This window comes from Actinomadura madurae (assembly GCF_047130825.1).
Classification (GTDB): Bacteria; Actinomycetota; Actinomycetes; order Streptosporangiales; family Streptosporangiaceae; genus Spirillospora; species Spirillospora madurae.
This window is the reverse complement of record NZ_CP083237.1, coordinates 10,397,689-10,419,919: the sequence shown is the minus strand read 5'-3', so window position 1 is coordinate 10,419,919 and position 22,231 is coordinate 10,397,689. Positions and strand designations below refer to the sequence as shown.

Here is a 22,231-nt window from a genome sequence, read left to right as displayed (position 1 = left end):
CTTGAGCGGGGTCAGGGGGTCGACGGCCAGGTGGGGGTTTCGGCGAGGCCGAGTGCGTGGAGGACGCGGTCGACGGCGGCGTGGCGCTCGGTGCTGAGGTAGAAGTGGCCGCCGGGCAGGACCCAGAGCTTGAACGCCGCCCGCGTGAGGTGCTCCCATCGCCGTGCCTCCGCTCGCGTCACCTCCGGGTCGCGTTCCCCGATGACCGCGGTGATGGGGCAGCGCAGCGGGCGGGGGTCCGCGCACCGGTACGTCTCGGCCAGCCGGTAGTCGTTGCGCAGGATCGGCACGACCATCTCGCGCAGGGCGGGTTCGGACAGCAGCACCGCCGCCGTCCCGCCGAGCCGTGTCAGCTCCGCGACGAGAGCGTCGTCGTCGCGCAGGTGGACGTCCTCGTGCCGGAAGTCCTGCGGGGCGTGGCGGCCGGAGGCCAGCAGATGGACCGGCCCCGGCCCCGAGTCCTCCAGGCGGCGGGCCGTCTCGTAGGCGACGGCGGCGCCGAGGCTGTGCCCGAACAGGGCGTACGGGGCGCGGACCTGGCGGGAGATCACGCCGGTCAGGGCGGTGGCGAGGTCGTCCATGTCGTCGATGCGCGGGTCGCCGAGCCGGTCCTCGCGACCGGGGTACTGGACGGCGACCACCTCGACGCTGTCGGGCATCAGCCCGGGCCAGAAGCGGTAGAAGCTCGCCGACCCGCCGGCGTGCGGGAGGAGGACCAGCCGCAGGGCGGCGTCCGGCCTCGGCCGGTAGATGCGCAGCCAGCGGTCGTCCTGACCGCCGGGTTCCGTGCCGGTCACAGGTCTCCTTCCTCGACCGTGCGGCCCGCGCCGGCCCTTTCGACGTCGATGAGGTGCAGTTCCGGCCCGGCCTCGGTGAGGGTCACGCCGGGCAGGCCGCCGAGCAGGGCGCGCACCTCGGACGGCTCCAGCACGCCGGCCGCGTAGTGCGTCCCGGCGGGGACGGTCCCGCCGAGGACGGCGGCGGTGGCGGCGACGGTCACGGCGGCGGCCGGCTCGTAGCCGTCGGTGGAGGCGACGACGAGCGTCCTGGTGCCCGCCGGGCCGGACGCCTGGACGACGATCCGGTGGTAGGGGTCGCGCCCGGCGAGGTCGAGCCGGATCGCCTCCATGAGCCGCGCGGCGGCCTCGTCCAGGTCGGGCACGCCGCCGTTCCACAGCGCGCTCAGCACCCGTTCGGCCCGTCCGGTGGGGAAGACGTTGTACCAGCGCGCCTCCCGGACCCCCAGCAGGGCGGCGGCCCGCTCGATCTCGGTCGGCAGGTACGGGTAGGCGGTGGCCTCGCCGGGCAGGAACGGCAGCCGCACGTCCCGGACCGGCCGCAGCGACCGGGGCGCCCGCCGGCCGCCGGACCAGCCGGCGAACGGCTCCCCGATGCCCGCGCTCGCGCTGAGCAGGAAGTCGCGGGCGGCGGCGGGGGTCAGCGGGGCGAGCCCGCCCGCGAACGCGAGCAGTCCGGTGGCCTGCCCGTGCCCGGCGAGCATCCGGGGCAGCAGGCCGCTCAGCCCGGGGAGCAGCCCGGCCGACAGCACCGCGCGCCTGCCGCGCGAGGCGAGGTCGCGCGGGGCGAGCAGGGCGTGCAGCGGGTCGTCCCCGGCGGGGTCGACGTAGTCGGCGCCGGCGTCGAGCGCGGCGCGGGCGACCGTGTCGAGCACCTCGTAGGAGGGGCCCGCGCAGTTGACGACGACCCGGCAGCCCGCGCAGAACTCCGCGAGCCGGGCCGGGTCCCGCAGGTCCACGGCCCACGTGCCGTCGCCGGGGACGGGCGGGCGGCGCGCGGCGCACCGCAGCGGGAGCCCGAGCCCCGCCAGGCCCGGGACGGCGGCGCGGCCCACCGCGCCCGTCGCGCCGAGGACGCCGATCACCGGGCGCCCTCCCCCGCCCGCCGGATCACGCGGGCGACGGCCTCCACGTTGGGCGGCCGCATGCAGCCGAAGTGGTCCCCCGGCACGTCCACGAGCGAGAACCGGCCGGCGCACAGGGTCCGCCAGAAGCCGGACGGCTCGTCGGTGACTCCCGGCAGGAAGGGCTCTCGGGAGATTTGCCGCACGACGGTGATGTCGCCTTCGTACGGTTCGGGCGTCCAGCGGGCGACGGCGTTGACGCTGTGGGTGAAGACGGCGAGCGTGCGTTCCATGCTCGCCGCCGCGCGTCCGGGATCCTCGCCGGGCAGCGCGGCGCGGGCGAGGGCGGCGACGCGTTCGGCGGGCGGACGGGCCCGGTAGGCGGCGATCCCGGCGATCCCGTCCAGAGATCCCTCGGGGACGCGGCCGTCATGCTCGTCCAGGGCGGCGCGGACGGCGCGTCCCAGCGGCCCGGGGTCCGCGGGCAGCCCCGCCGCGCCGGGGTCGGCGCCGAGGACGCGGGCGAGCCCGTACTCGACGAGCGCGGGCTCGTCCACCAGGTACGGGACCCGGTGGCTGCTGACCACGGTGAGGGAGCCCACGTCCACGCCGTGCGCGGGCAGCCGGCGGGCCAGCTCGGCGGCGATCATCCCGCCCATGCAGTAGCCGACCACGTCGACGCGGCCCGGCGCCGCGGCGGCGAGGGCGGCGGCGTACTCGGCGGCGAGATCGTCGATCAGGGACTCCCTGGGGCGGGCGAGGTAGGCGTCCAGGTCGGGCGGTGCGATGCCGGTGAGCGGGCGCGTCCCCGACAGTTCGGCGACGAGCGCCCGGTACGGCAGCAGCGTGCCGCTGCCGTCGTGGACGAGCACGCAGGTCCGCCTCCCCGCGGCGGGCGCCTCGCTGAGCACCGTCACGGGCGAGGCCGTGCGCTTCGCGGCACGCAGCGAGCCGGCCAGGGCGGCGATCGTGGGCCGGGCCAGCAGCGCGGGGACGATGTCCTCCCATTCCAGCGCGGCGGCCTCGGGAAGCTCCTCGCGCAGGAGGCCGGTGAGCCGGGACAGCAGCAGCGAGTCGCCGCCGAGGGCGAAGAAGTCGTCGTCGCGTCCCGGCTCCGGCACGTCGAGGACGCGCGCCCAGATCGCGGCGAGGCGGCGCTCCAGGGCGTCGCGCGGCGGTTCGCCGGACGGTCCGGACGGGCCCGCCGCGCTCGCGGCCCGGCCGGTCAGCGCCGCCCTGTCGATCTTGCCGTTCGCGGTGAGGGGCAGCGCCTCCAGCGGCTCGATACGGCCGGGGACCATGTACTCGGGCAGCCGCTCGGCGAGGTGCCGGGCCAGGTCCGCGCGGTCGAGCCGGAGCCCGGCGGGGTCGCCGAAGCGGGCCGTGAGGACGGTCTGGCCGAAGCGTTCCAGCGGGTCACCGTCGCCGGGCAGGCACACCTCGACCTCGCCGCCGGCGCCGCGCAGCGCGGCCGTCCACTCGGCGCGGTCCAGGAAGATGCGGTCCTTGCCGTGCCGCGCGTCGGCGAAGTCGGGGCGGTCGGCCTCGTCGAAGGTCATGAGGAACTCCATCGAGGTCATGACCTGGTAGTTCTCGCGCGTGGTCTCGATGACGACCAGCCGGCCCCCGGGCGCGAGCAGGTCCCGCAGCCTGGCGACGGCCTCGTCCGCCGACAGCGCGTTGTGCAGGACGTTGGCGCACAGCACGACGTCGAACGAGCCGGGCCGCATGCCCTGCGCGGCGGTGCCGGTGTTCATGTCGAACAGGCCGTACCGCATCCACGGGTACCGGCCGAACGCCTCGCGCGCCTCGTCGAGGAAGAACCGCGACAGGTCGGTGAACAGGTAGTCCACGTCGTGCCCGTCGAGGGCCGGGACGACGTGGGCGGTCGTCCCGCCGACGCCCGCGCCGACCTCCAGGATCCGCAGCGGCCCCGGGTGCGCCTCGGCGATGCCGGCCAGCACGGAGGCGACGGCGCGGTTGGCGTACCGGCTGATCAGGTTGTCGCGGTAGGCGGCGTTGGCGGTGCGCACGTCGCCGCCGGGGAAAAGCAGCGCCAGGGCGCTCTCGCGGCCCTGGACGAGTCCGGGCAGCCGCTCCGCGCAGGCCCGCAGGAACGCGATCAGCGCGGCGCCGTCGTCCAGGCCGCGCTGCGCGTCGGTCAGCCGGGTCCACGCGTCCGCGAGCGTGGCGGTGTCGGTGGGGGTGAGGGCGTGCAGGCGCCCGCGGGGGTCCCGGCGGAGCAGGCCGTTGTCGAGCAGCACCCGGAGCCAGCGGCGCACGACCCGCCGGTTGCGGGGCGCGGCGCCGGTCGCGGCCACCAGCTCGCCGTCGGTGTAGGCGCCGTCGCCGTCGCCGAAGAGGCCGAGGGTGCGGAGCGCGTGCGCCATCGACAGCAGGGCGACCTCGTCCATCGCGTCCGCGAACCGGGTGACCCGGTCCGGGTCGGTGCCCGCGAGCACGCGGGCCGCGTCCGCGGCGGCGGTCTCCTCCAGCTCGGGCGCGGGCTCGCGTTCCGGTGCGGCGGCCGCGGCGGGCACGACGTAGGCGGCGAGCCGCCGGTCACCGCCGGATTCGCCGGCGGCGACCACGGCCGCCGACGCCACCCCGGGATGCGACAGCAGCGCCGCCTCGATCTCCGGCAGCTCGATGCGGTGGCCGCGGACCTTGACCTGGAGGTCCTCGCGGCCGAGGAACTCGATGGCGCCGCCGGGCAGGTAGCGGCCGACGTCCCCGGTCCGGTACAGCCGCCCCTCCTTGCCCGGGACCGTGACGAAACGCTCGGCCGTGCGCTCGGGGTCGCCGAGGTAGCCGGACGCGACGCCCGCGCCGCCGATGTACAGCTCTCCGGGCACCCAGTCGGGACGGTCGCGGCCGTGCCCGTCCAGGACGTGGAAGGTCTGGTTGGTCAGCGGCAGCCCGTACGGGATGCTGCGCCAGCCGTCCGGCACGGGCCCGATCGGGTACGCGATGGACCAGATGGACGCCTCCGTCGCGCCGCCGAGGGAGGTCAGCTCGATGCCGGGCAGCAGGTCCCGGATCCGGTCCGGGAGCGTCACCGGGATCCAGTCTCCGCTCAGCAGCGCGAGGCGCAGCGCGGAGAGGTCCGGCCGGGCGCCGGCCGTTTCGAGGTGGTCGGCGAGCATCCGGAGCTGGGCGGGCACCGAGTTCCAGATCGTGACGCCGTGCGCGGCGGCGGTCCGCGCCCAGTGCGCGGGGTCGCGGCGGCCCGGCTCGGGCAGGACGAGCGCGCCGCCGGCCGCGAGCGTGCCGAAGATGTCGAACACCGACAGGTCGAAGCCGAGCCCGGCGAGGCCGAGGACGCGGTCGTCCGGTCCCAGCCCGGACCTGCGCATGATGTCGTCGACGGTGTTGCGGGCGGCGCGGTGGGTGATGACGACGCCCTTCGGCCGGCCGGTCGAGCCCGAGGTGTAGATGACGTACGCGGTGTCGTCCGGCGCCGCGGAACTCGCGGGGGGCGGGCCGGACGCCGGGTTTCCGGCGTGCACGACGGTGACGCCCGGCGGCAGGTCGCGGCCGGAGTCCGGGTCGGTGATCGCCTCCGTGACGCCGGCGTCCGCCAGGATCGTGTCACGGCGGATCGCGGGCTGGCCCGGGTCGACGGGCAGGTAGGCCCGGCCCGCCATGAGGATGCCGAGCACCGCGGCGATCTGGTCGGCGCCCTTGTCCAGCAGGACGGCGACGGGGGCGTCACCGGAGGGCGGGTGCCCAGAGGACAGGGTGGCCGCGATCCCGGAGGCGCGGGCGGCGAGCTCCCCGTAGGTGAGCGCCGCGCCGCCCGTGACGACGGCGGTGCGGTCGGGCCGCAGCCGGGCGCGGGCGAGGAACGGATCGTGCAGGAGGCCGTCCGGCAGCGGGCCGGCGGTGTCGTTGGCCTCCGCCCGGACGCGGCGCTGCTCGGCCGGCGGCTCGACCGGCGACGGGGAGCGCCACACCGCGGCCGGGTCGTCGCCGGCGAGCCCGGCGAGCAGGGTCGTGAACGCGGCGAACGCGTCCTCGATCACGCCGGCGGGGAAGACGCCGTCGCGGACGTCCCAGTTCACGACCAGCGCGCCACGGTGCTCCATCACCTGGCAGTCCAGCCAGACCTGGGGAGTCTGGCTGATGCCGTACAGCAGTTCGCCGGAACCGGTGAGCGCGCCGCGTTCCGCGCCGTCCCCGGCGAGGCCGAGGGCGCTGGTGAAGACCACCGGCATGAGCGCCTCCGCCCTGCCCCGCCGCCGCGCGACCTCGCGCAGCACCTCGACGCCCGAGCAGGCCCGGTGGTCCAGGTCCTCGAACAGCCGCGCCGCCAGCGCACGCGCCCGCTCGGCGAACGGGACGTCCGCCGAGCCGTCCACCTCCAGCGGGACGACGGCGGTGAAGTCGCCGACCAGCGCGTCCACCTGATCGTGCAGCGGCAGCCGGCCGTTGATCGTGAGGTTCAGCGTGAACCGGGGGCGGCGGCTCCATCGCAGCAGCACCTCGGCGTAGGCGGCGAGCACGGCGCCCGAGGCGGTCACTCCCGCCTCCCTCGCCGCCTCCTTCAGCCGCTCCCACTCCGGCGGCGCCAGCGTGCACGTGTGGCGCCGGAAGCGCGCGGCCGTACCGGCGCGGTCCTCGCCGTCCGTTCCGGGGACCGGGGCTCCGTCGCCGGCCTGCGGCAGTTCGGGCGCGGGCGGGAGGGCGTCGACGCGCGACCACCAGTAGTCGCGGTCCCGCTCGTACCGCCTGCCGTGCCGCAGGCTCCGCTCGGCGACGACGTAGTCGCGGAAGCCCAGCTCCAGAGTGGATGCCGGGGCATCCGGGTCGGTGTAGAAGCGGTCGAGGTCGGCCAGGAGGATCTGCACGCTGACGAAGTCGGCGACCAGCATCTCGATCGACAGATGCAGGACCGCGCGTTCCGGGCACAGCGTGACTCGAAGGTCGAACAGGGGCCAGCGTTCGGGGGCGTACACGCGATGCGCCATCTCCTCGCGGGCCCGTTCGAGGGCGCCGCGCGCCTCGTCCGGTGCGGTGGCCCGCAGGTCGGCGACGGCGACCCGGTACGGCGGGACGTCCGTGAGGACCCGCTGGTGGCCGTCCCGGTGGACGACGGCGCGCAGCATCGCGTGGCGCTCGACGACCCGCCGCCACGCCGCCTCCACCCGTCCGGCGTCGAGTTCGGGGAACGCCAGTTCGAGGTAGCTGTGGCAGCCGACGCCGCCGAGGTCGAAGGCGTCGTGCCGGCCGATGAGGTAGGCGGCCTGCACGTCGGTCAGCGGGAACGGCTCGTGCCGGGAGTCCGGGTCGGGCACCGCGGCGGGCAGCGCATCGCGCCGCAGGTGGTCCAGGACGGCGGCGCGCCGGTCGCGGACTGCGGCGCGCCGCTCCTCGGTCATCACGCCCTTGGGGGCGCGGAACCGCAGCCGGTCGCCGTCGGCCCACAGCCGGACGCCGGCGTCCTCCAGCTCGGCGATGAACCGGCCGACGTCCTGGCGTGCGGTGTCCGGTGTCTTGGTCGTGTCCGGTGTCTTGGTCGTGTCCGGTGTGGTCGTCACAGCTCCCCCTCCTCGGTCTCGGCGGGCGCCAGGGGCGCGCACAGCGCGGCGGCCTCGGCGATCGTCGGGCCGGCGAAGAACTCCCGCAGGGTCAGGTCGGTGTCGAGGCGGCGGTGGACGGCCGCCAGCATCCGGGTGGCGAGCAGGGAGTCGCCGCCCAGGACGAAGAAGTCGTGGAAGCGGCCGATGTCGCGGACTCCGAGCAGGTCGCGCCAGATCTCCGCGAGCACCCGTTCGGTCTCGCCGTCGGGTGGCGCGTCCCGTTCGGCGGCCGCTTCGGGCACGTGCCGGTCCTCGGGCGGGACGGCCGGGATCGCCGCCCGCGCGGTGACCCCGGCGGACGGGCCGGGCTCCGAGCCCGCCCACGCGTCCGTCGCGGCCAGCTCGATCAGCTCGCGGTAGGCGCCGAACATCGCGTCCACGGTCCCGGCGTCGAACAGGTCGGCGACGCAGTCCCAGTTCACGACGAGGTCGCCGGACGCGGCCTCCGACACCTGCTGGTCCAGCCAAACCTGCGGGGTCTGCGACACGCCCCAGATCCGCGCCGGGAACCAGGGCGGCGGGTCGATGGACCGGCCGCCGGCGATCCCGAGCCCGCTGGTGAACACGACCGGGGCGCCGCCCGCGGCGGTCCCCGGCGGGGTGCCGCCGCGCCGGGCCAGCTCCCGCAGCACCCAGACCGCCGACACCTCGCGGTGGCCGAGGTCGCGGGCGAGCCGGTCGCGCAGCCGGTGCGCGCGGGCGAGCCGGGTGTCGCCGGGGCGGGTGCGGTACTCCAGCAGGAGCAGGGAGGTGAAGTCGCCGAGGATGGCGCCGATGTCGGGATGGACGTCGCGGCGGTCGAACAGCGTCAGGTTGACCGTCAGGTCGGGGTGCGCGCTCCACCGCGACAGCACCTCGGCGTAGCAGGCGAGCAGCAGCGCCGCGGGGGTGAGGTCATGGGCGCGGGCGCGGTCCTTGGCCGCGCCCCACACCCGGGCGGGGACGCGGACCTCGCGGCGGACGAACCGGGGCCGCTCTATGGCGGACGGGTCGGCGCGCAGGGGCAGGAGCGGGCCGGGCGGCAGGTCGTCCAGGCGGTCCAGCCAGTACTCGCGCGCCGCCCGCTCCGCGCCGGGGTCGGGCCGGACCTGCGTCCGGTAGTCGCGGAACGTCAGGGCGCGCGGGGGCAGCTCCGCCGCCGGGTCCCGGTACAGCTCCTCCAGCTCGGAGAAGACGATCATCATGCTGAGCCCGTCGAGCACGATGTTGTCCAGCCCGACCGCGACGCGGGTGCGGACCCGGCCGCCGCGCCGGTAGCGGACGGCGCGCACGTCGAACAGCGGCCACCGCTCGGGGTCCATGACCTGGTGCGACATCCATTCCCGCAGTCCGTCCAGGACCGCCTGGACCTGCGCGTCCGAGGCGTTGTCGGCGACCCGGTGGGTGCGGACGACCAGGGGCGGGACGGAGCCGGCGGGCAGGAACCGCTGGCGGCCGTCCGGGGTGAACACCGACCGCAGCTCGGCATGCCGGGCGATCAGCAGGTTCCAGGCGCGTTCCAGGCGCGGGACGTCGACGTCCTCGCCGTCGAACTCGCTGTAGTAGTGCGCGCCGACGCCGCCGAGCGCGAGGCCGGGGCGGCGCCCCACCCAGTACGCCCGCTGCACGTCGGTCGCCTCGAACGGCTCGTGCTCGCGGGCGGGATCGGGCACGACCTTCGGCGGGGCCGCCGGGCCGACGCCGCCCGACCGGGTCAGCCCGGCGCAGAAGTCGCGCAGGACGGGACGTCCGAACAGGTCGGCGAGCTCGGCGTCGATGCCGTGCTCGTGCAGCCGCCCGAGCAGGCGGGTGCCGAGCAGCGAGTCGCCGCCGAGGGCGAAGAAGCCGTCGTCGCGGCCGACGCCGGCCACGCCGAGGACCTCGCTCCACAGCGCCGCGACCAGCTCCTCGGTCGCGCCCCGCGGCCGGGCGGAGCCGGGGGCGGTCTCCCCCGCCGTCCGGTGGAGCGCGGCACGGTCGATCTTGCCGTTGGCGGTGACCGGCCACGCGTCGACCGGGACGATCGCGGCCGGGACGGAGTGCGCGGGCAGGCGTCCGGCGAGGTGGTCGCGCAGCTCGGCGGGTTCCGGGAGGTCGGCGCCGTCCGCGGCCCGGACGAAGGCCACCAGCCGCCGCGCGCCCCGTTCGCCGGGCGCGGTCACGACGGCCTGGCCGACCGCCTTGTGCGTACGCAGCGCGGCCTCGATCTCGCCGAGCTCGATGCGGTGGCCGCGGACCTTGACCTGGTGGTCGGTACGGCCCAGGAACTCCAGCAGCCCGCCGGGACGGTAGCGCCCCAGGTCGCCGGTCCGGTACCAGCGACGGCCATCATGCAGCGGGAACCGCTCGGCCGTCCGCACCGGATCGTTGCGATACCCCCGTGCCACCCCGGCACCACCGATCCACAACTCGCCCGGCACCCAGTCGGGACAGTCACGGCCATGCGCGTCCACCACCCGGAAACACTGGTTGCGCAACGGCGTCCCGTACGGAACCGAGGGCCAGCCTTCGGGGAGGCCGTCGGAGATCTCGTGGTGGTTGGACCAGATCGCGGCTTCGGTGGCGCCGCCGAGCGCGATCAGCCGGCAGTCCGGTGCCAGTGCCCGGAGACGTTCGTGGAGGTCGACGGCGACCCAGTCGCCGGAGACCAGGACGAGCCGGAGGCCGCCGGGTGCGGCGGGCTGCCAGGCGGCGGCGGTGAGGAACATCTCGAACAGCACCGGCACGGTGTTCCACACCGTCACCTGATGCAGCGCCACCAGCTCATGCCAGCGCTCAGGATCGCGCCGCGCCTCCTCCTCCACCAACACCAACGCCCCACCGGAGCCCAGCAGACCGAACACGTCGTACACCGACAGATCGAAATCCAGCGCCGACACCGCCAGCACACGGTCCTCCGAGCCCACCCCGTACCGGGCGCTGATGTCCTCCACCGTGTTCAACGCCGCCCGGTGCGTCATCTCCACACCCTTCGGCTCACCCGTCGAACCCGACGTGAACACCACATAGGCCAGGGAGTCGGGGTCCACGGGCGCGGGCGCCTCCAGCGGGCCGTGCCCTTCGGTGAGGCGGACGACAGTGACGTGGTCCGGCGGGTCGGCGAAGTCGTCCGCGACGACATGCCGTACTTCGGCCGTGGCCAGGATGCGGTCGCGGCGGGCGGGCGGCTGATCGACACCGACCGGCAGATACGCCGCCCCGGCGGCCAGCACCCCCAACACCGCCACCACCTGATCCGGACCCTTCGGCAAGCACACCGCCACCGTGTCGCCCGGACGCACACCAAACCCCCGCAGCACACCCGCCACGCCAAGCGCCCTCGCCGACAACTCCCCGTACGTCATCGACCCCGACTCACCCCACAGCAGCGCCACCCGCTCCGGACCCCTCGCCGCACACCGGAAGAACCCGCCATGCAACAACCCCTCCGGCACCGGACCAGCCGTCGCGCTCACCCGCTCCCGCACCTCGACCTGCCCGGCCGGGAGTGCGATGGCGGTGCCCGGGACGCCGGAAGGCGCCGTGATCAGGGTGGCGACGAGGTCCTGGTAGGCGGCGAACATGTCGTCCAGGAGCCCGTCCGGGAACAGCTCGTCCACCGCGTCCCAGTGGAAGACGAGCGCCCCGCGCTGCTCCATCACCTGGTGGTCCAGCCACACCTGCGGCGTCTGGGAGGCACCGCCGGTGAACGCGGGGAAGCTCGCGGGCATCCGGTCGAAGAGGTCGTCGGACATGCCGAGCGTGCTGGTGAACACCACGGGCATCGCGGCCTCGGCCGGGCTCTTCGCGCGGGCCAGCTCCCGCTGCACCCACACGGCCGACACGGCGCGGTGGTCCAGGTCCGCGGCGAGCCGCTCCTGGAGCCGGCGGGCGCCCGCGCGCAGGTCCTCCCCCGCGGCCGGGCGGTGTTCCAGCAGGGTGAGGGAGGTGAAGTCGCCGAGGACGGCGCCGATGCCGGGATGGACGTCGCGGCGGTCGAACAGCGTCAGGTTGATCGTCAGATCCGGTTCGGCGCTCCACCGCGACAGCACCTCGGCGTAGCAGGCCAGCAGCACCATGGACGGGGTGACGCCGTGGTCGCGGGCCCAGGTCTTGACCGCCGCCCAGCGGGCGGGGGCCAGCCGGCCCTCGCGGCGGCTGAAGCGCGGCCGCGTCACCGTGGCCGGGTCCTTGGCCAGGGGCAGCCTCGGCGCCGGCGGGAGCGTGCCCAGCCGTGCCCGCCAGTACCGCTCGGAGTCGGTGCGCTCGGCGTCGGACGGCCGGACGCCCAGCACGTAGTCGCGGAACGAGACCTCCAGCGGCGGGAGCGCCGCGTCCGGGTCGTCGTAGAGCGCGGCCAGCTCGCCGAGAAGGATGTGGACGCTCAGACCGTCCAGGACGAGGTAGTCCACGACGATGCCGAGGGACGACCCGGCGCCGTGGTGCACGACCATGCTCGCGTACAGCGGCCAGCGGGACGGGTCGAACGTGCGGCCCGTCAGGGAGCGGCGCAGCAGTTCCGACGCCGAACCTGCGTCCGCGGCCTCGGCGGTGCGGACCTCGCACGCGGTGACCGCCGAGTGCGGCAGGACGCGCTGCGCGCCGTCCTCGACGACCACGCGGAGCATCTCGTGCCGTGCGATCAGCGCGTTCCAGGCGTCCGACAGCCGCCGCGTGTCGATCCGCTCGCCGGTGAACTCCAGGTAGTAGGTGGTGCCGATGCCGCCGAGCGGCATCCCGTCGGCGCGGCCGAGCAGGTAGGCGTGCTGCACCTCGGTGAGCGGGAAGGGCTCGTGCCGGGCGGCGGGGTCGGCGGACAGCGGCTCGGCCCCGGCGGACGGGCCGTCCAGGCGCAGCCCGGCCGCGAAGTCGGCGAGGACGGGCCGCTCGAACAGGGCGCCCACGGACGCCCCGCGCACGCCGACGCGCGGCGACAGCAGGTGCCCGACGACGCGGGTCGCGGCGAGGCTGTCGCCGCCGAGGAGGAAGAAGTCCGCGGTGCGGTCGGGGCGCTCGCGGCCGAGCACCTCGGCCCAGGTCTCGGCCACGACCTCCTCGACGGGCCCGCGCGGGGCCGTGCCGCCCGCCCCGTCCGGCACCGCGTGCTCCAGCCGGCGCGCGAGCGCGGCCCGGTCGACCTTGCCGTTGGCGGAGGTCGGCAGCTCGGGCACGACGATGAGCTGCTCGGGCAGCATCACGGCGGGCAGGAGGGCGGCGGCGTGGGCGCGGACCTGTTCGGGGTCGAGGACGGCGCCGGCCGCGTTCGGCACCAGGACGGCGCCGAGGCGGGCGGTGGCGGAGCCTGCGACCACGGCAACGGCCGTCCGGACCCCGGGGTGGGAGCGCAGCGCGGCCTCGATCTCGCCGAGCTCGATGCGGTGGCCGCGGATCTTGACCTGGTGGTCGGTACGGCCCAGGAATTCCAGCAGCCCGCCGGGACGGTAGCGCCCCAGGTCGCCGGTCCGGTACCAGCGACGGCCATCATGCAGCGGGAACCGCTCGGCCGTGCGCACCGGATCGTTGCGGTACCCGCGCGCCACCCCGGCACCACCGATCCACAACTCGCCCGGCACCCAGTCGGGACAGTCACGGCCATGCGCGTCCACCACCCGGAAACACTGGCTGCGCAACGGCGTCCCGTACGGGACCGACGGCCAGTCCGGCATGAGGTCGGTGACCTCGTACTGGTTGGACCAGATCGCCGCCTCCGTCGCGCCGCCCAGCGCCACGAGCAGGCAGCCGGGTGCGAGCGCCGAGAGGCGGGCTCCGAGGTCACGGGCGACCCAGTCGCCGGAGACCAGGACCAGGCGCAGGGTGTCGAACGGTTCGGCGGGCTGCCAGGCGGCGGCGGTGAGGAACATCTCGAACAGCACCGGCACGGTGTTCCACACCGTCACCTGATGCAGCGCCACCAGCTCATGCCAGCGCTCAGGATCGCGCCGCGCCTCCTCCTCCACCAGCACCAGAGCACCACCCGCGCCCAGCAGACCGAACACGTCGTACACCGACAGATCGAAATCCAGCGCCGACACCGCCAGCACCCGGTCCTCCGAGCCCACCCCGTACCGGGCGCTGATGTCCTCCACCGTGTTCAACGCCGCCCGGTGCGTCATCTCCACACCCTTCGGCTCACCCGTCGAACCCGACGTGAACACCACATAGGCGGTCATGTCGGCGGAGACCTCGACCGGTGCCTGGAGGGCTGGGGCGTTCCGGGTCTCGCCGACGCTGATCGGTTCGACACCGGGCGGCCATTCCGAGGAGTCCTCGGTGAGCGCCCAGCGGGCATCGCCTCCGGCGAGGATGCGGTCGCGGCGGGCGGGCGGCTGATCGACACCGACCGGCAGATACGCCGCCCCGGCGGACAGCACCCCCAGTACCGCCACCACCTGATCCGAACCCTTCGGCAAGCACACCGCCACCGTGTCGCCCGGACGCACACCACGCCCCCGCAGCGCGCCCGCCACCTCCAGCGCCCTTGCCGACAACTCCCCATACGTCATCGACCCCGACCCACCCCACAGCAGCGCCACCCGCCCCGGAGCCCTCGCCGCACACCGGAAGAACCCGCCATGCAACAACCCCTCCGGCACCGGACCAGCCGTCGCGTTCACCCGCTCCCGCACCTCGACCTGCCCGGACGGACGCAGGTCGGGGACGGGCCGCTTCCAGGCGTCCGCGGTCGCCGGGTCGGCGAGGAGGTCCAGCAGCGCGAGGTAGGCGGCGAACATGTCCCCGATCAGGCCGTCCGGGAACAGCTTCTCGACGACGTCCCAGCTCAGCAGCAGGTCGCCGTGCTGCTCGACGACCTGGTGGTCGAGCCACACCTGCGGCGTCTGCGAGCCGCCGCCGACGAACGCGGGGAAGTCGCCGCCGGCGCCGTCGAACAGGCCGCCGCCCGCGCCGAGCGTGCTGGTGAACACGACCGGGGCGACCGCCGCGCCGACCCCGACCCGCCGCGCGAGGCGGCGCTGCACCTCCACGGCCGACACCGCGCGGTGCTCGATGTCGCGGGCGAGCTGCTCCTGCGTCTCGCGCGCGAGGTCGAGCCAGGTGCCCGGCCCCGGCCGGTAGGCCAGCAGGATCAGCGAGCTGAAGTCGCCGACCACCCGCTCGATGTCGGGATGGACGTCGCGGCGGTCGAACAGCGTCAGGTTGAGGGTGAGGTCCGGTTCGGCGCTCCACCGCGACAGCACCTCGGCGAAGCAGGTCAGCAGGACCGACGAGGGCGTCAGCCCGTGCTCGCGGGCCCGGTCCTTGATCCGCGCCCACGCGTCGGCCGGGAGCGTGCGGGCGTGCCGGGTGAACCGGGGAGGGCCGAGCGTCGCCGGGTCGGCCGCGAGCGGCAGCATCGGCCCGGGCGGCAGCTCGTCCAGGCGGCCGTACCAGTACGCCTCGGCCGCCGTGCGCTCGGCGGCGCCGGGACGGACGCTGAGCACGTAGTCGCGGAACGACGGCCCGATCTCGGGAAGGGCGGCGTCCGGGTCGGCGTAGATCCGGGCCAGCTCGGCCATGAGGGTCTTGACGCTGAGCCCGTCGAACACGATGGGGTCGAGGTTGATGCCGACGCGGACCCGTCCCGTCCCGTACCGGACGACCTCGGCGGCGAACAGCGGCCAGCACGCCGGGTCGAACGTCCGGTCCCGCAGGGGCCGCAGCAGCCGCCGGGCCGCGTCGGCGTCGGCCGCCGCCCAGGTCCGCACGGTGAGGCCGGGCACCTCCGGCACCCGCAGGATGCGCTGGCGGCCGTCGGCGACCACGGCGCGGAGCATCTCGTGCCGGGCGATGAGCCGGTCCCACGCGCGGGTGAAGCGCGCGACGTCCAGCCCGGCGCCGTCGAGTTCGAGGTAGAAGTTGGCGCCGATGCCGCCGAGCGGGAGGCTCGCGTCGCGGCCGAGCAGGTAGGCGTGCTGGACGTCGGTCAGCGGGAACGGCTCGCCCCGGTTCGCGGGGTCGGCGACGAGGGCCGGGGCGGGCGCGGCGCCGTCGCCGGTCTCGGGGCGCAGCGTCGCGGCGAACGCGGCGACGGTCCGGGTGCGCAGCAGGGCGCCGAGTTCCACACCGCCGATCCGGGCCCCATCGGGCAGGACGCGTTCGCGCAGCCGGGACACCGAGCGGGTGGCGGACAGGCTGTCGCCGCCGAGCCGGAAGAAGTCGTCGCCGCGGGCGACGGGACCGGTGCCGAGCAGGTCGGCCCACAGCGAGGCCACGGCCTCCTCGATCGGCCCCCGCGGCGCGTCGAACCGGTCGTGCCGGTCGCCGGCCCGCAGGGCGGGCGGCGCGGCCAAGGCGGCGCGGACGGCCCGCCGGTCGACCTTCCCGCCCGGCGTGAGGGGGAGCTCGGCGACCGGCAGGACCAGTTCCGGGAGCATCGCGGGCGGCAGCGACCGGGCGCAGCCGGCCCGGATCTCCTCGGCGAGGTCCCCGGTGGCGGGGGCGTCGCCGATCGCGGCCATGGCGCGCAGCCGCGGCGTGCCGCCCTCGTCGGCCACCACGGCGGCGACGGCGCCGCGCACCGCCGGGTGGGCGCGGACCGCGGCCTCGACCTCGCCGGGCTCGATCCGGTTGCCGGCGATCTTGACCTGGAAGTCGGTGCGGCCGAGGATCTCCAGGTTCCCGTCCGGGAGCCGGCGGACCCGGTCGCCGGTCCGGTACCAGCGCTCGCCGCCGTGCTCGACGAACCGGTCGGCGGTCAGCGCGTCGTCGCCCCGGTAGCGGCCGTGGACGCCGGCGCCGCCGATCCACAGCTCCCCGGGGACGAGGTCGGGACGGTCGCGGCCCTGCGCGTCGGCGACCCGGACGCGCTGGTTGCGCAGCGGCCGCCCGTACGGGATGGAGCGCCAGCGCGGGTCGACCTCGCCCACCTCGTACAGCACCGACTGGATGGACGCCTCGGTGGCGCCGCCGAGGACGGTGCAGCGGCAGTCCGGTGCCAGGGCGCGGAGCCGTCCGGGCAGGTCGAGACCCACCCAGTCGCCGCCGAGCATCACCAGCGCGAGCCGCCGCACGGCGCCGCGCGGCGCGCCCGGGGCCTCGGCGGCGGTGAGCAGCATGTCGAACAGCACCGGCACCGTGTTCCAGACGGTGACGCGGTGCCGGTCCATCAGCCCCAGCCAGCGCTCGGCGTCGCGGCGGTCGTCCTCGCCCGGGACCACGACGGCTCCCCCGGCCGCGAGCAGCCCGAAGACGTCGTAGACCGACAGGTCGAAGGTCAGCGACGACACGGCGAGCACCCGGTCGTCAGGGCCGACGCCGAAGCGGTCGTTGAGGTCCTCGATCGTGTTGGCCGCGCCCCGGTGGGTGATCTCCACGCCCTTGGGGACCCCGGTCGACCCGGAGGTGAACAGCACGTACGCCGGATCGTCCGGGGAGACGTCGGCCGGTGCGGGCGCGGGCGGGACGGCGAGGCAGGCGGCCAGTTCCAGGACCCGCGGCGATCCGGGCAGGTCATCCGGGATCCGCGCGGCGTCGTCGGTCAGCACCCAGCCGATGCCGCCGGAGGCGTGCACGGCGGCGCGCCTGGCGCCGGGCTGCTCGACGCCGACCGGGACGTAGACGCCTCCGGCCGCGAGCACGCCGAGGACGGCGACCGCCTGGTCCGGGCCCTTCGGCAGGGTGACGGCGGCGGTTCCGCCGGGGCGCAGGCCGGCCGCGTGGAGGGCGGCGGCGATGCTCAGCGCCCGTCCGGCGAGGTCGCCGTAGGTCATCTCGCCGCCGTCCCACAGCAGCGCCGGGCGGCCCGGGTGTGCGGCGGCGCCGTCGAAGAGGCCCTCGTGCAGGAGCGTCCGCCGCTGCGGCGCGGCGGTGTCGTTGGCGGCGTCGCGGACGGCGCGCTGCCCGGCGGGCAGCGGGTCCGGGACGGGCCGGGTCCAGGCGGCCTCGTCGGTGGCGAGCAGGTCCACGAGGTCGCGGAACGCGCCGAACATCGCGTCGATCACGCCCGGCGGGAACGCCTCGTCGCGGACGTCCCAGTTGACCAGGATGCCGCCGTCCAGCTCGGTGACCTGGGCGTCCAGCCGCACCTGCGGGCCCTGCGAGATGATCCAGGCCGGGTCGCCGAAGCAGCGCCGCACCCCGTCGGCGAACAGCTCGCCGAGGTTGAGGGCGCTGGTGTAGACGACGGGTGCCAGCACCCGCTCGCCGCCGGAGAGGCGGGACAGGTCCCGCAGCACCTCGATGCCGGGGTAGGCGGCGTGGGCGATGGCCCGCCGCAGCTCGTCCTGGAGGGCGCTCGCGCGCTCGGTGAAGGTCGCGGGGGCGGAGACGTCGGCGGCCAGCAGCAGGGAACTGGAGAAGTCGCCCACCAGCAGCGGCACGTCCGGATGGAGCTCCTCGCGGTCGAAGAGCGGCAGGTTCAGCAGGAACCGCGGCTCGGCCGACCACGCGCCGAGCGTCTCGGCGAACACCGCCGCGAGCGCCATCGCGGTCGTGATGCCGTGGGCCCGCGCCCGGTCGGTCAGCCGCGCCTTGGCGTCCGGTCCGAGCCAGTGGTGGCGGCGGGTCACGCGGGGGCGCGGGCGGCCCTCGGCGGTCCCGGCCTCCCTGGCGAGGTCCCCGGCCGGAAGCTCGGGCGGGCCGGGCAGCTCCGGCAGCCGGGCGCGCCACCAGTCGCGGGCGCGGGCGCGCTCGGCGGCGCTCTCGCCGTCCGGGTCGGCGTCGCGGGCGCGCCGGTCGGCGAGATAGCTCGGGTAGCCGTAGCTCAGCGGGGGGAGGGACCGGCCGGGATCCTCGTAGAGGGCCGCGAGGTCGGCCGTCAGGGTGCGGAAGCTGACCGCGTCGGCGGCGAGCATGTCGAGGTTGACGTGGACGCGGGTGCGCCCGCCCGGCAGCAGCGACAGCCGGACGTCGAAGACCTCCCCGTCGGCGATGCGCAGCATGCGGTGCGACAGCGCGTCCCGGATCTCCTCCAGGCGCGCGGTGACGGCCTCGTCGCGCAGGTCCCGCAGGTCGTGCACGGTCAGGCCGGGCCACGGGCTCGCCGGCAGGATCCGCTGGCGGCCGTCGTCGAGGAACGACACGCGCAGCATGGCGTGCCGGTCCAGCAGCGCCCGGACCGCTCCCTCCAGCCGGCCGGGGTCGACGCCGCGGCCGTCGAACTCGTTGTAGAAGTGGGTGGAGACCCCGCCCAGCTCCTGCTCGTCGGCCCGGCCGACCCAGTACGCGTGCTGCATGAGCGCCAGGTCGAACGGCTCCGACTCGTCCACCTCCACGTGCCGGACGCGGGGCGGTGCGGCGGAGCCCGGCCCGGCGCGCTCGGCGACGAGCGCGGTCCACTCGCCGAACGTGCGGCGCTCGGCCAGCTCCGCGAACGTCACCCGGACGCCGCGCCTGCGGCACGCGCCGACCAGCGCCATCGTCGTGATCGAGTCGAATCCGAGCATGATCGGGTCGGCGTCGTCGCCGAGGTCGGCGGGCGCCAGGCCGAGGCGCCCGGCGGCCGTGTCGCGGAACCAGGCGGCGTGGTGCGCCGGCGCGGTCGTGTCCTGCGCGGGGGCGAACTGCTGGTCGAAGGTCGCTTCAGCCATGGGGTGTCTCCTTCGCGAGCACGGCGGCTGGACCCAGCCGGACGATCCGGCCGGAGTCGAGCACGGCGACCCGGTGCGCCAGCCGCCGGGCCACCGCGAGGTCGTGCGTGACGACCAGCAGGGCGAGGCCGTGGCGGGCGCGGGCCGCGTCGAGCAGGGCGCAGATCCCGGCGGTCGTGCCGGGGTCGAGCGCGGAGGTGACCTCGTCGCAGACGAGGACGTGCGGGCGGGCGGCGAGGGCGCGGGCGATGGCGACGCGCTGCCGCTCGCCGCCGGACAGCTCGGCCGGCCGGCGGTGCCGGTGGCCGCGGGGCAGCCCGACCTCGTCGAGCAGCGCGATCGCCTCGGCGGCGCCGTCCGCGCCGCGCAGCGCGGCGGGGCGGGCCAGCAGCGCGCCGACCGTGTGCGCCGGGTTGAGGCTGGTGTCGGGGTCCTGGAAGACCAGGGCGATGCGGCGGCGCTGGCCGGGCGGGCGGCGGGCGGCGGTCCCGGCGAGCGGCCGCCCGTCGAGCAGCACCGTCCCGGATTCGGGCGGCAGCAGCCCGGTGACGCAGCGGGCGAGGGTCGTCTTGCCCGCGCCGGACGGGCCGAGCACCGCCACGCACTCGCCGGCCGCGACGTCGAGGTCGACGCCGCGCAGTGCGGCGCCGCCGGAGCGGGTGTAGGAGGCGCCGAGAGCGCGGACGCTCAGCAGGGCGGGGCCGTCCCCGTTCCGGGGCGCGGAGGACGGGCCGGTCACGGGCCCCGCCGCCGGAGCCTCGGCGAGGATCGCGGTGCGCCCCGCCCACAGGCCCACGGTCCGCTCGCACAGCCGGGCGGCGGCGAGCGGGTCGTGCGTGATCATGACGAGGGCGCAGCCGGTCGCGGCCCGCACCCGGCCGAGTTCGGCGAGCACCTCGTCGCGGGTGCGCGGGTCGAGGCCGGCGGTCGGCTCGTCCAGCACGATGAGCCGGGGGCGCCCGGCGAGGGCCATGGCCAGCGCGAGCCGCCGCCGCTGCCCGCCGGACAGCTCGTGCGGGCGCCGCCGCAGGAAACCGCGGCCGGTCGGCAGCCGGACCAGATCGAGCAGCGCCTTCGCGGCGGCCGGGGACGCGTCGGCGCCGGTGCCCTCCAGCGCTTCGGCGAGCAGCCGCCCGGCGCGCATGGTGGGGGTCAGCGCCGCCGCCGGGTCCTGGGGGACGTGCCGGACGGTGCTCCGCCGCACCGCCCGCAGTTCCGCCGGGGACGCGCCGATCAGGTCCGTCCCGTCCACCGTCACCGTTCCGGCCGTGACGCCGAGACCGGCCCGGACGTGTCCGAGGAGCGCCAGGCCGAGCGTGCTCTTGCCCGCCCCGGACGGTCCGACGATGGCGACGGCGCCGCCGCGGGGGACGGCGAGGTCGGCGGCGTCCAGGACCGCGCGGCCCCCGGCGTCCACGACGGTGAGGCCGCGGATCTCCGCCACCGTCCCGGCGCCGGCGGGCCGCGCGGCGGCCGGTACGGGCGCCGGCACGGGCGCGGACGCGGAGAGGGGGCGCCCCGGACGTCCCCCGGTGCGGGCGACGCCGTGGTGGGCGAGCAGGTTGGCGCCGAGCGCGAAGCAGGCGATGAGCAGCGCGGGCGCGATCACCGGCCAGGGCTGCAGTCCCATCGTCGCCCGCGCCTCGAAGATCATCAGTCCCCAGTCCGGCGCGGGCGGGCGCGGCCCGAAGCCGAGGAAGCCGGCCGTGGAGACCATGAACACGGCGGTCAGCAGGCGGATGCCGGCGTCGGCGGCGATCACCGGCCACAGGTTCGGCAGCAGTTCCCGGCGCAGCAGCGCGCCGCGCCGCTCCCCCGCCAGCAGCGCGGCCAGCGCCCACGGCCGCCCCGCGAGCGCCGTGGTGCGCGTCGCGATCACCGGGATCAGCGAGGGCACCATCACGATGACCGACGCTGCGAGCAGCAGGGTCCAGGACCGTCCGAACCCGGCGACCAGGGCCGCGAGGAGCAGCAGCGACGGGACGGCGAGGAACACCTCGGCGACGCCGAGGACGGCGGCCCGGCCGGCGCGGCGGGACTGCCCGGCGGCCAGGCCGAGGGCCACGCCGATCACCTCGGCCACCGCCAGGGCCCCGAACGCCACGCCGACCGGGCCGCGTCCTCCGGCCAGCACGCGGCTCAGCACGTCCCGGCCGAGATGGTCGGTGCCGAGCCACGCGCCGGCATGCGGCGCCGCCAGCACGTGCGCGGACGTCGCGACCGGATCGTGCGGCGCCAGCCACGGCCCGGCCACGGCCACCGCGACCGGCACGGCCAGCAGGACCGTTCCGGCGGCGGGGGCGGAGCACACCACGCGCCTGCGCGGCCTCATCCGGCGGCCCGCCCGCGCCCGGCCGGGTCCAGCAGCCGGGCGCACAGCTCGCCGAGGACGTTCGCGACGACCACGACGAGCGCCAGCACGACGGCGATGCCCTGCACGACGGGCATGTCCCGGTCCGCCGTGGCGGTCCGCAGCAGCGACCCCGCGCCGGGGAAGGTGAAGACGTTCTCCACCACCACCGTCTCGGTGACCAGCCCGATCGCCGACAGCGCGACGAGCTGCGCCGCGACGGGCAGCAGGCCGGGCAGCAGGTGCCGGCGGACGAGCCGCGCCGGCCGCACCCCGCGCAGCCGGGCGGCCTCGACGTACTCGGCCGCGGCGACCGTCACGACCTGCGCGCGGACGACCTGCACGAGGTATCCGGCAAGGCCGAGCGCCAGCACCGCGACGGGCAGCGCCAGCAGGGCGGGCTGCGCGGGCAGCGGCCGGGCCGGGTCCGGGCTCGACAGCGCCGGGAACCAGCCGAGCCGGACCGCGAACACGAGCGACACCCCGATGCCGACCACGAATCCGGGCACCGCGACGCCCAGCGCGCAGACGGCGAGGACGGCGCGGTCGACCAGGCCGCCGGGCCGCAGCCCGCACCACAGCGCGAGGCCGAGCGCGAGGGGCACCGTCACCGCCAGCGTCGCGGCCATCAGCCAGGCGGTGTTGCCGAGCGCGCCGCCCAGCATCGCGGTGACCGGGCGCCCGCTGGTCCAGCTGTGCCCGAGGTCGCCGTGCAGCGCGTCCGCGAGCCAGCGGGCGTAGCGCTCGAGGACTGGCCGGTCCAGGCCGAGCCGGGCGCGCTCGGCCGCGACCTGCGCGTCCGTCGCGGTGGCGGGCAGCCGCCCGCCACGGATGCCGTCGCCCGGCAGCCAGTACATCGCCATGAACACCGCGAACGACACGGCCAGCACCACCGGCGGCGCGGCGGCCAGCCGGCGCAGCGCGAAGTCCCGCATCTCCCCGTCCCCTCTCGGCC

Annotated in this window: 6 protein-coding genes; all 6 read right to left on the bottom strand. The window is 76.3% G+C overall.

Annotation, left to right across the window (positions count from 1 at the left end; all coding sequences use genetic code 11):
- Positions 1-11 precede the first annotated feature (11 nt).
- From K8Z49_RS48540 to K8Z49_RS48515, 6 genes are read right to left on the bottom strand one after another with little or no spacing between them, the layout of a single operon-like run.
- Positions 12-797 (bottom strand): thioesterase II family protein, encoded by a 786-nt coding sequence (locus K8Z49_RS48540; protein WP_075023218.1) that lies wholly within the window; start codon positions 795-797, stop codon positions 12-14.
- Positions 794-1,882 (bottom strand): NAD-dependent epimerase/dehydratase family protein, encoded by a 1,089-nt coding sequence (locus tag K8Z49_RS48535; protein WP_412517252.1) that lies wholly within the window; start codon positions 1,880-1,882, stop codon positions 794-796. Before K8Z49_RS48535 ends, K8Z49_RS48540 begins: the two co-directional genes overlap by 4 nt.
- Complete coding sequence (locus tag K8Z49_RS48530) at positions 1,879-7,401, bottom strand: amino acid adenylation domain-containing protein (protein WP_412517251.1); 5,523 nt, start codon at positions 7,399-7,401, stop codon at positions 1,879-1,881. Before K8Z49_RS48530 ends, K8Z49_RS48535 begins: the two co-directional genes overlap by 4 nt.
- The gene (locus K8Z49_RS48525; RefSeq protein WP_412517250.1) at positions 7,398-18,926 is read right to left on the bottom strand and encodes an amino acid adenylation domain-containing protein; all 11,529 of its coding nucleotides are present in this window, start codon (positions 18,924-18,926) and stop codon (positions 7,398-7,400) included. Before K8Z49_RS48525 ends, K8Z49_RS48530 begins: the two co-directional genes overlap by 4 nt.
- Positions 18,919-21,258 (bottom strand): ATP-binding cassette domain-containing protein, encoded by a 2,340-nt coding sequence (locus tag K8Z49_RS48520; RefSeq protein WP_412517249.1) that lies wholly within the window; start codon positions 21,256-21,258, stop codon positions 18,919-18,921. The genes K8Z49_RS48525 and K8Z49_RS48520 overlap by 8 nt, the downstream gene beginning before the upstream one ends.
- Positions 21,255-22,211 carry an ABC transporter permease gene (locus K8Z49_RS48515; RefSeq protein WP_024933963.1) on the bottom strand — a complete coding sequence of 319 codons (957 nt, stop codon included), beginning with the start codon at positions 22,209-22,211 and terminating at the stop codon, positions 21,255-21,257. The genes K8Z49_RS48520 and K8Z49_RS48515 overlap by 4 nt, the downstream gene beginning before the upstream one ends.
- Positions 22,212-22,231 lie beyond the last annotated feature (20 nt).

Coding starts and splice junctions, on each gene's coding strand:
- K8Z49_RS48520 (WP_412517249.1), bottom strand. CDS start 21,258: ATGAGGCCGCGCAGGCGCGTGGTGTGCTCCGCCCCCGCCGCCGGAACG.
- K8Z49_RS48515 (WP_024933963.1), bottom strand. CDS start 22,211: ATGCGGGACTTCGCGCTGCGCCGGCTGGCCGCCGCGCCGCCGGTGGTG.
- K8Z49_RS48525 (WP_412517250.1), bottom strand. CDS start 18,926: ATGGCTGAAGCGACCTTCGACCAGCAGTTCGCCCCCGCGCAGGACACG.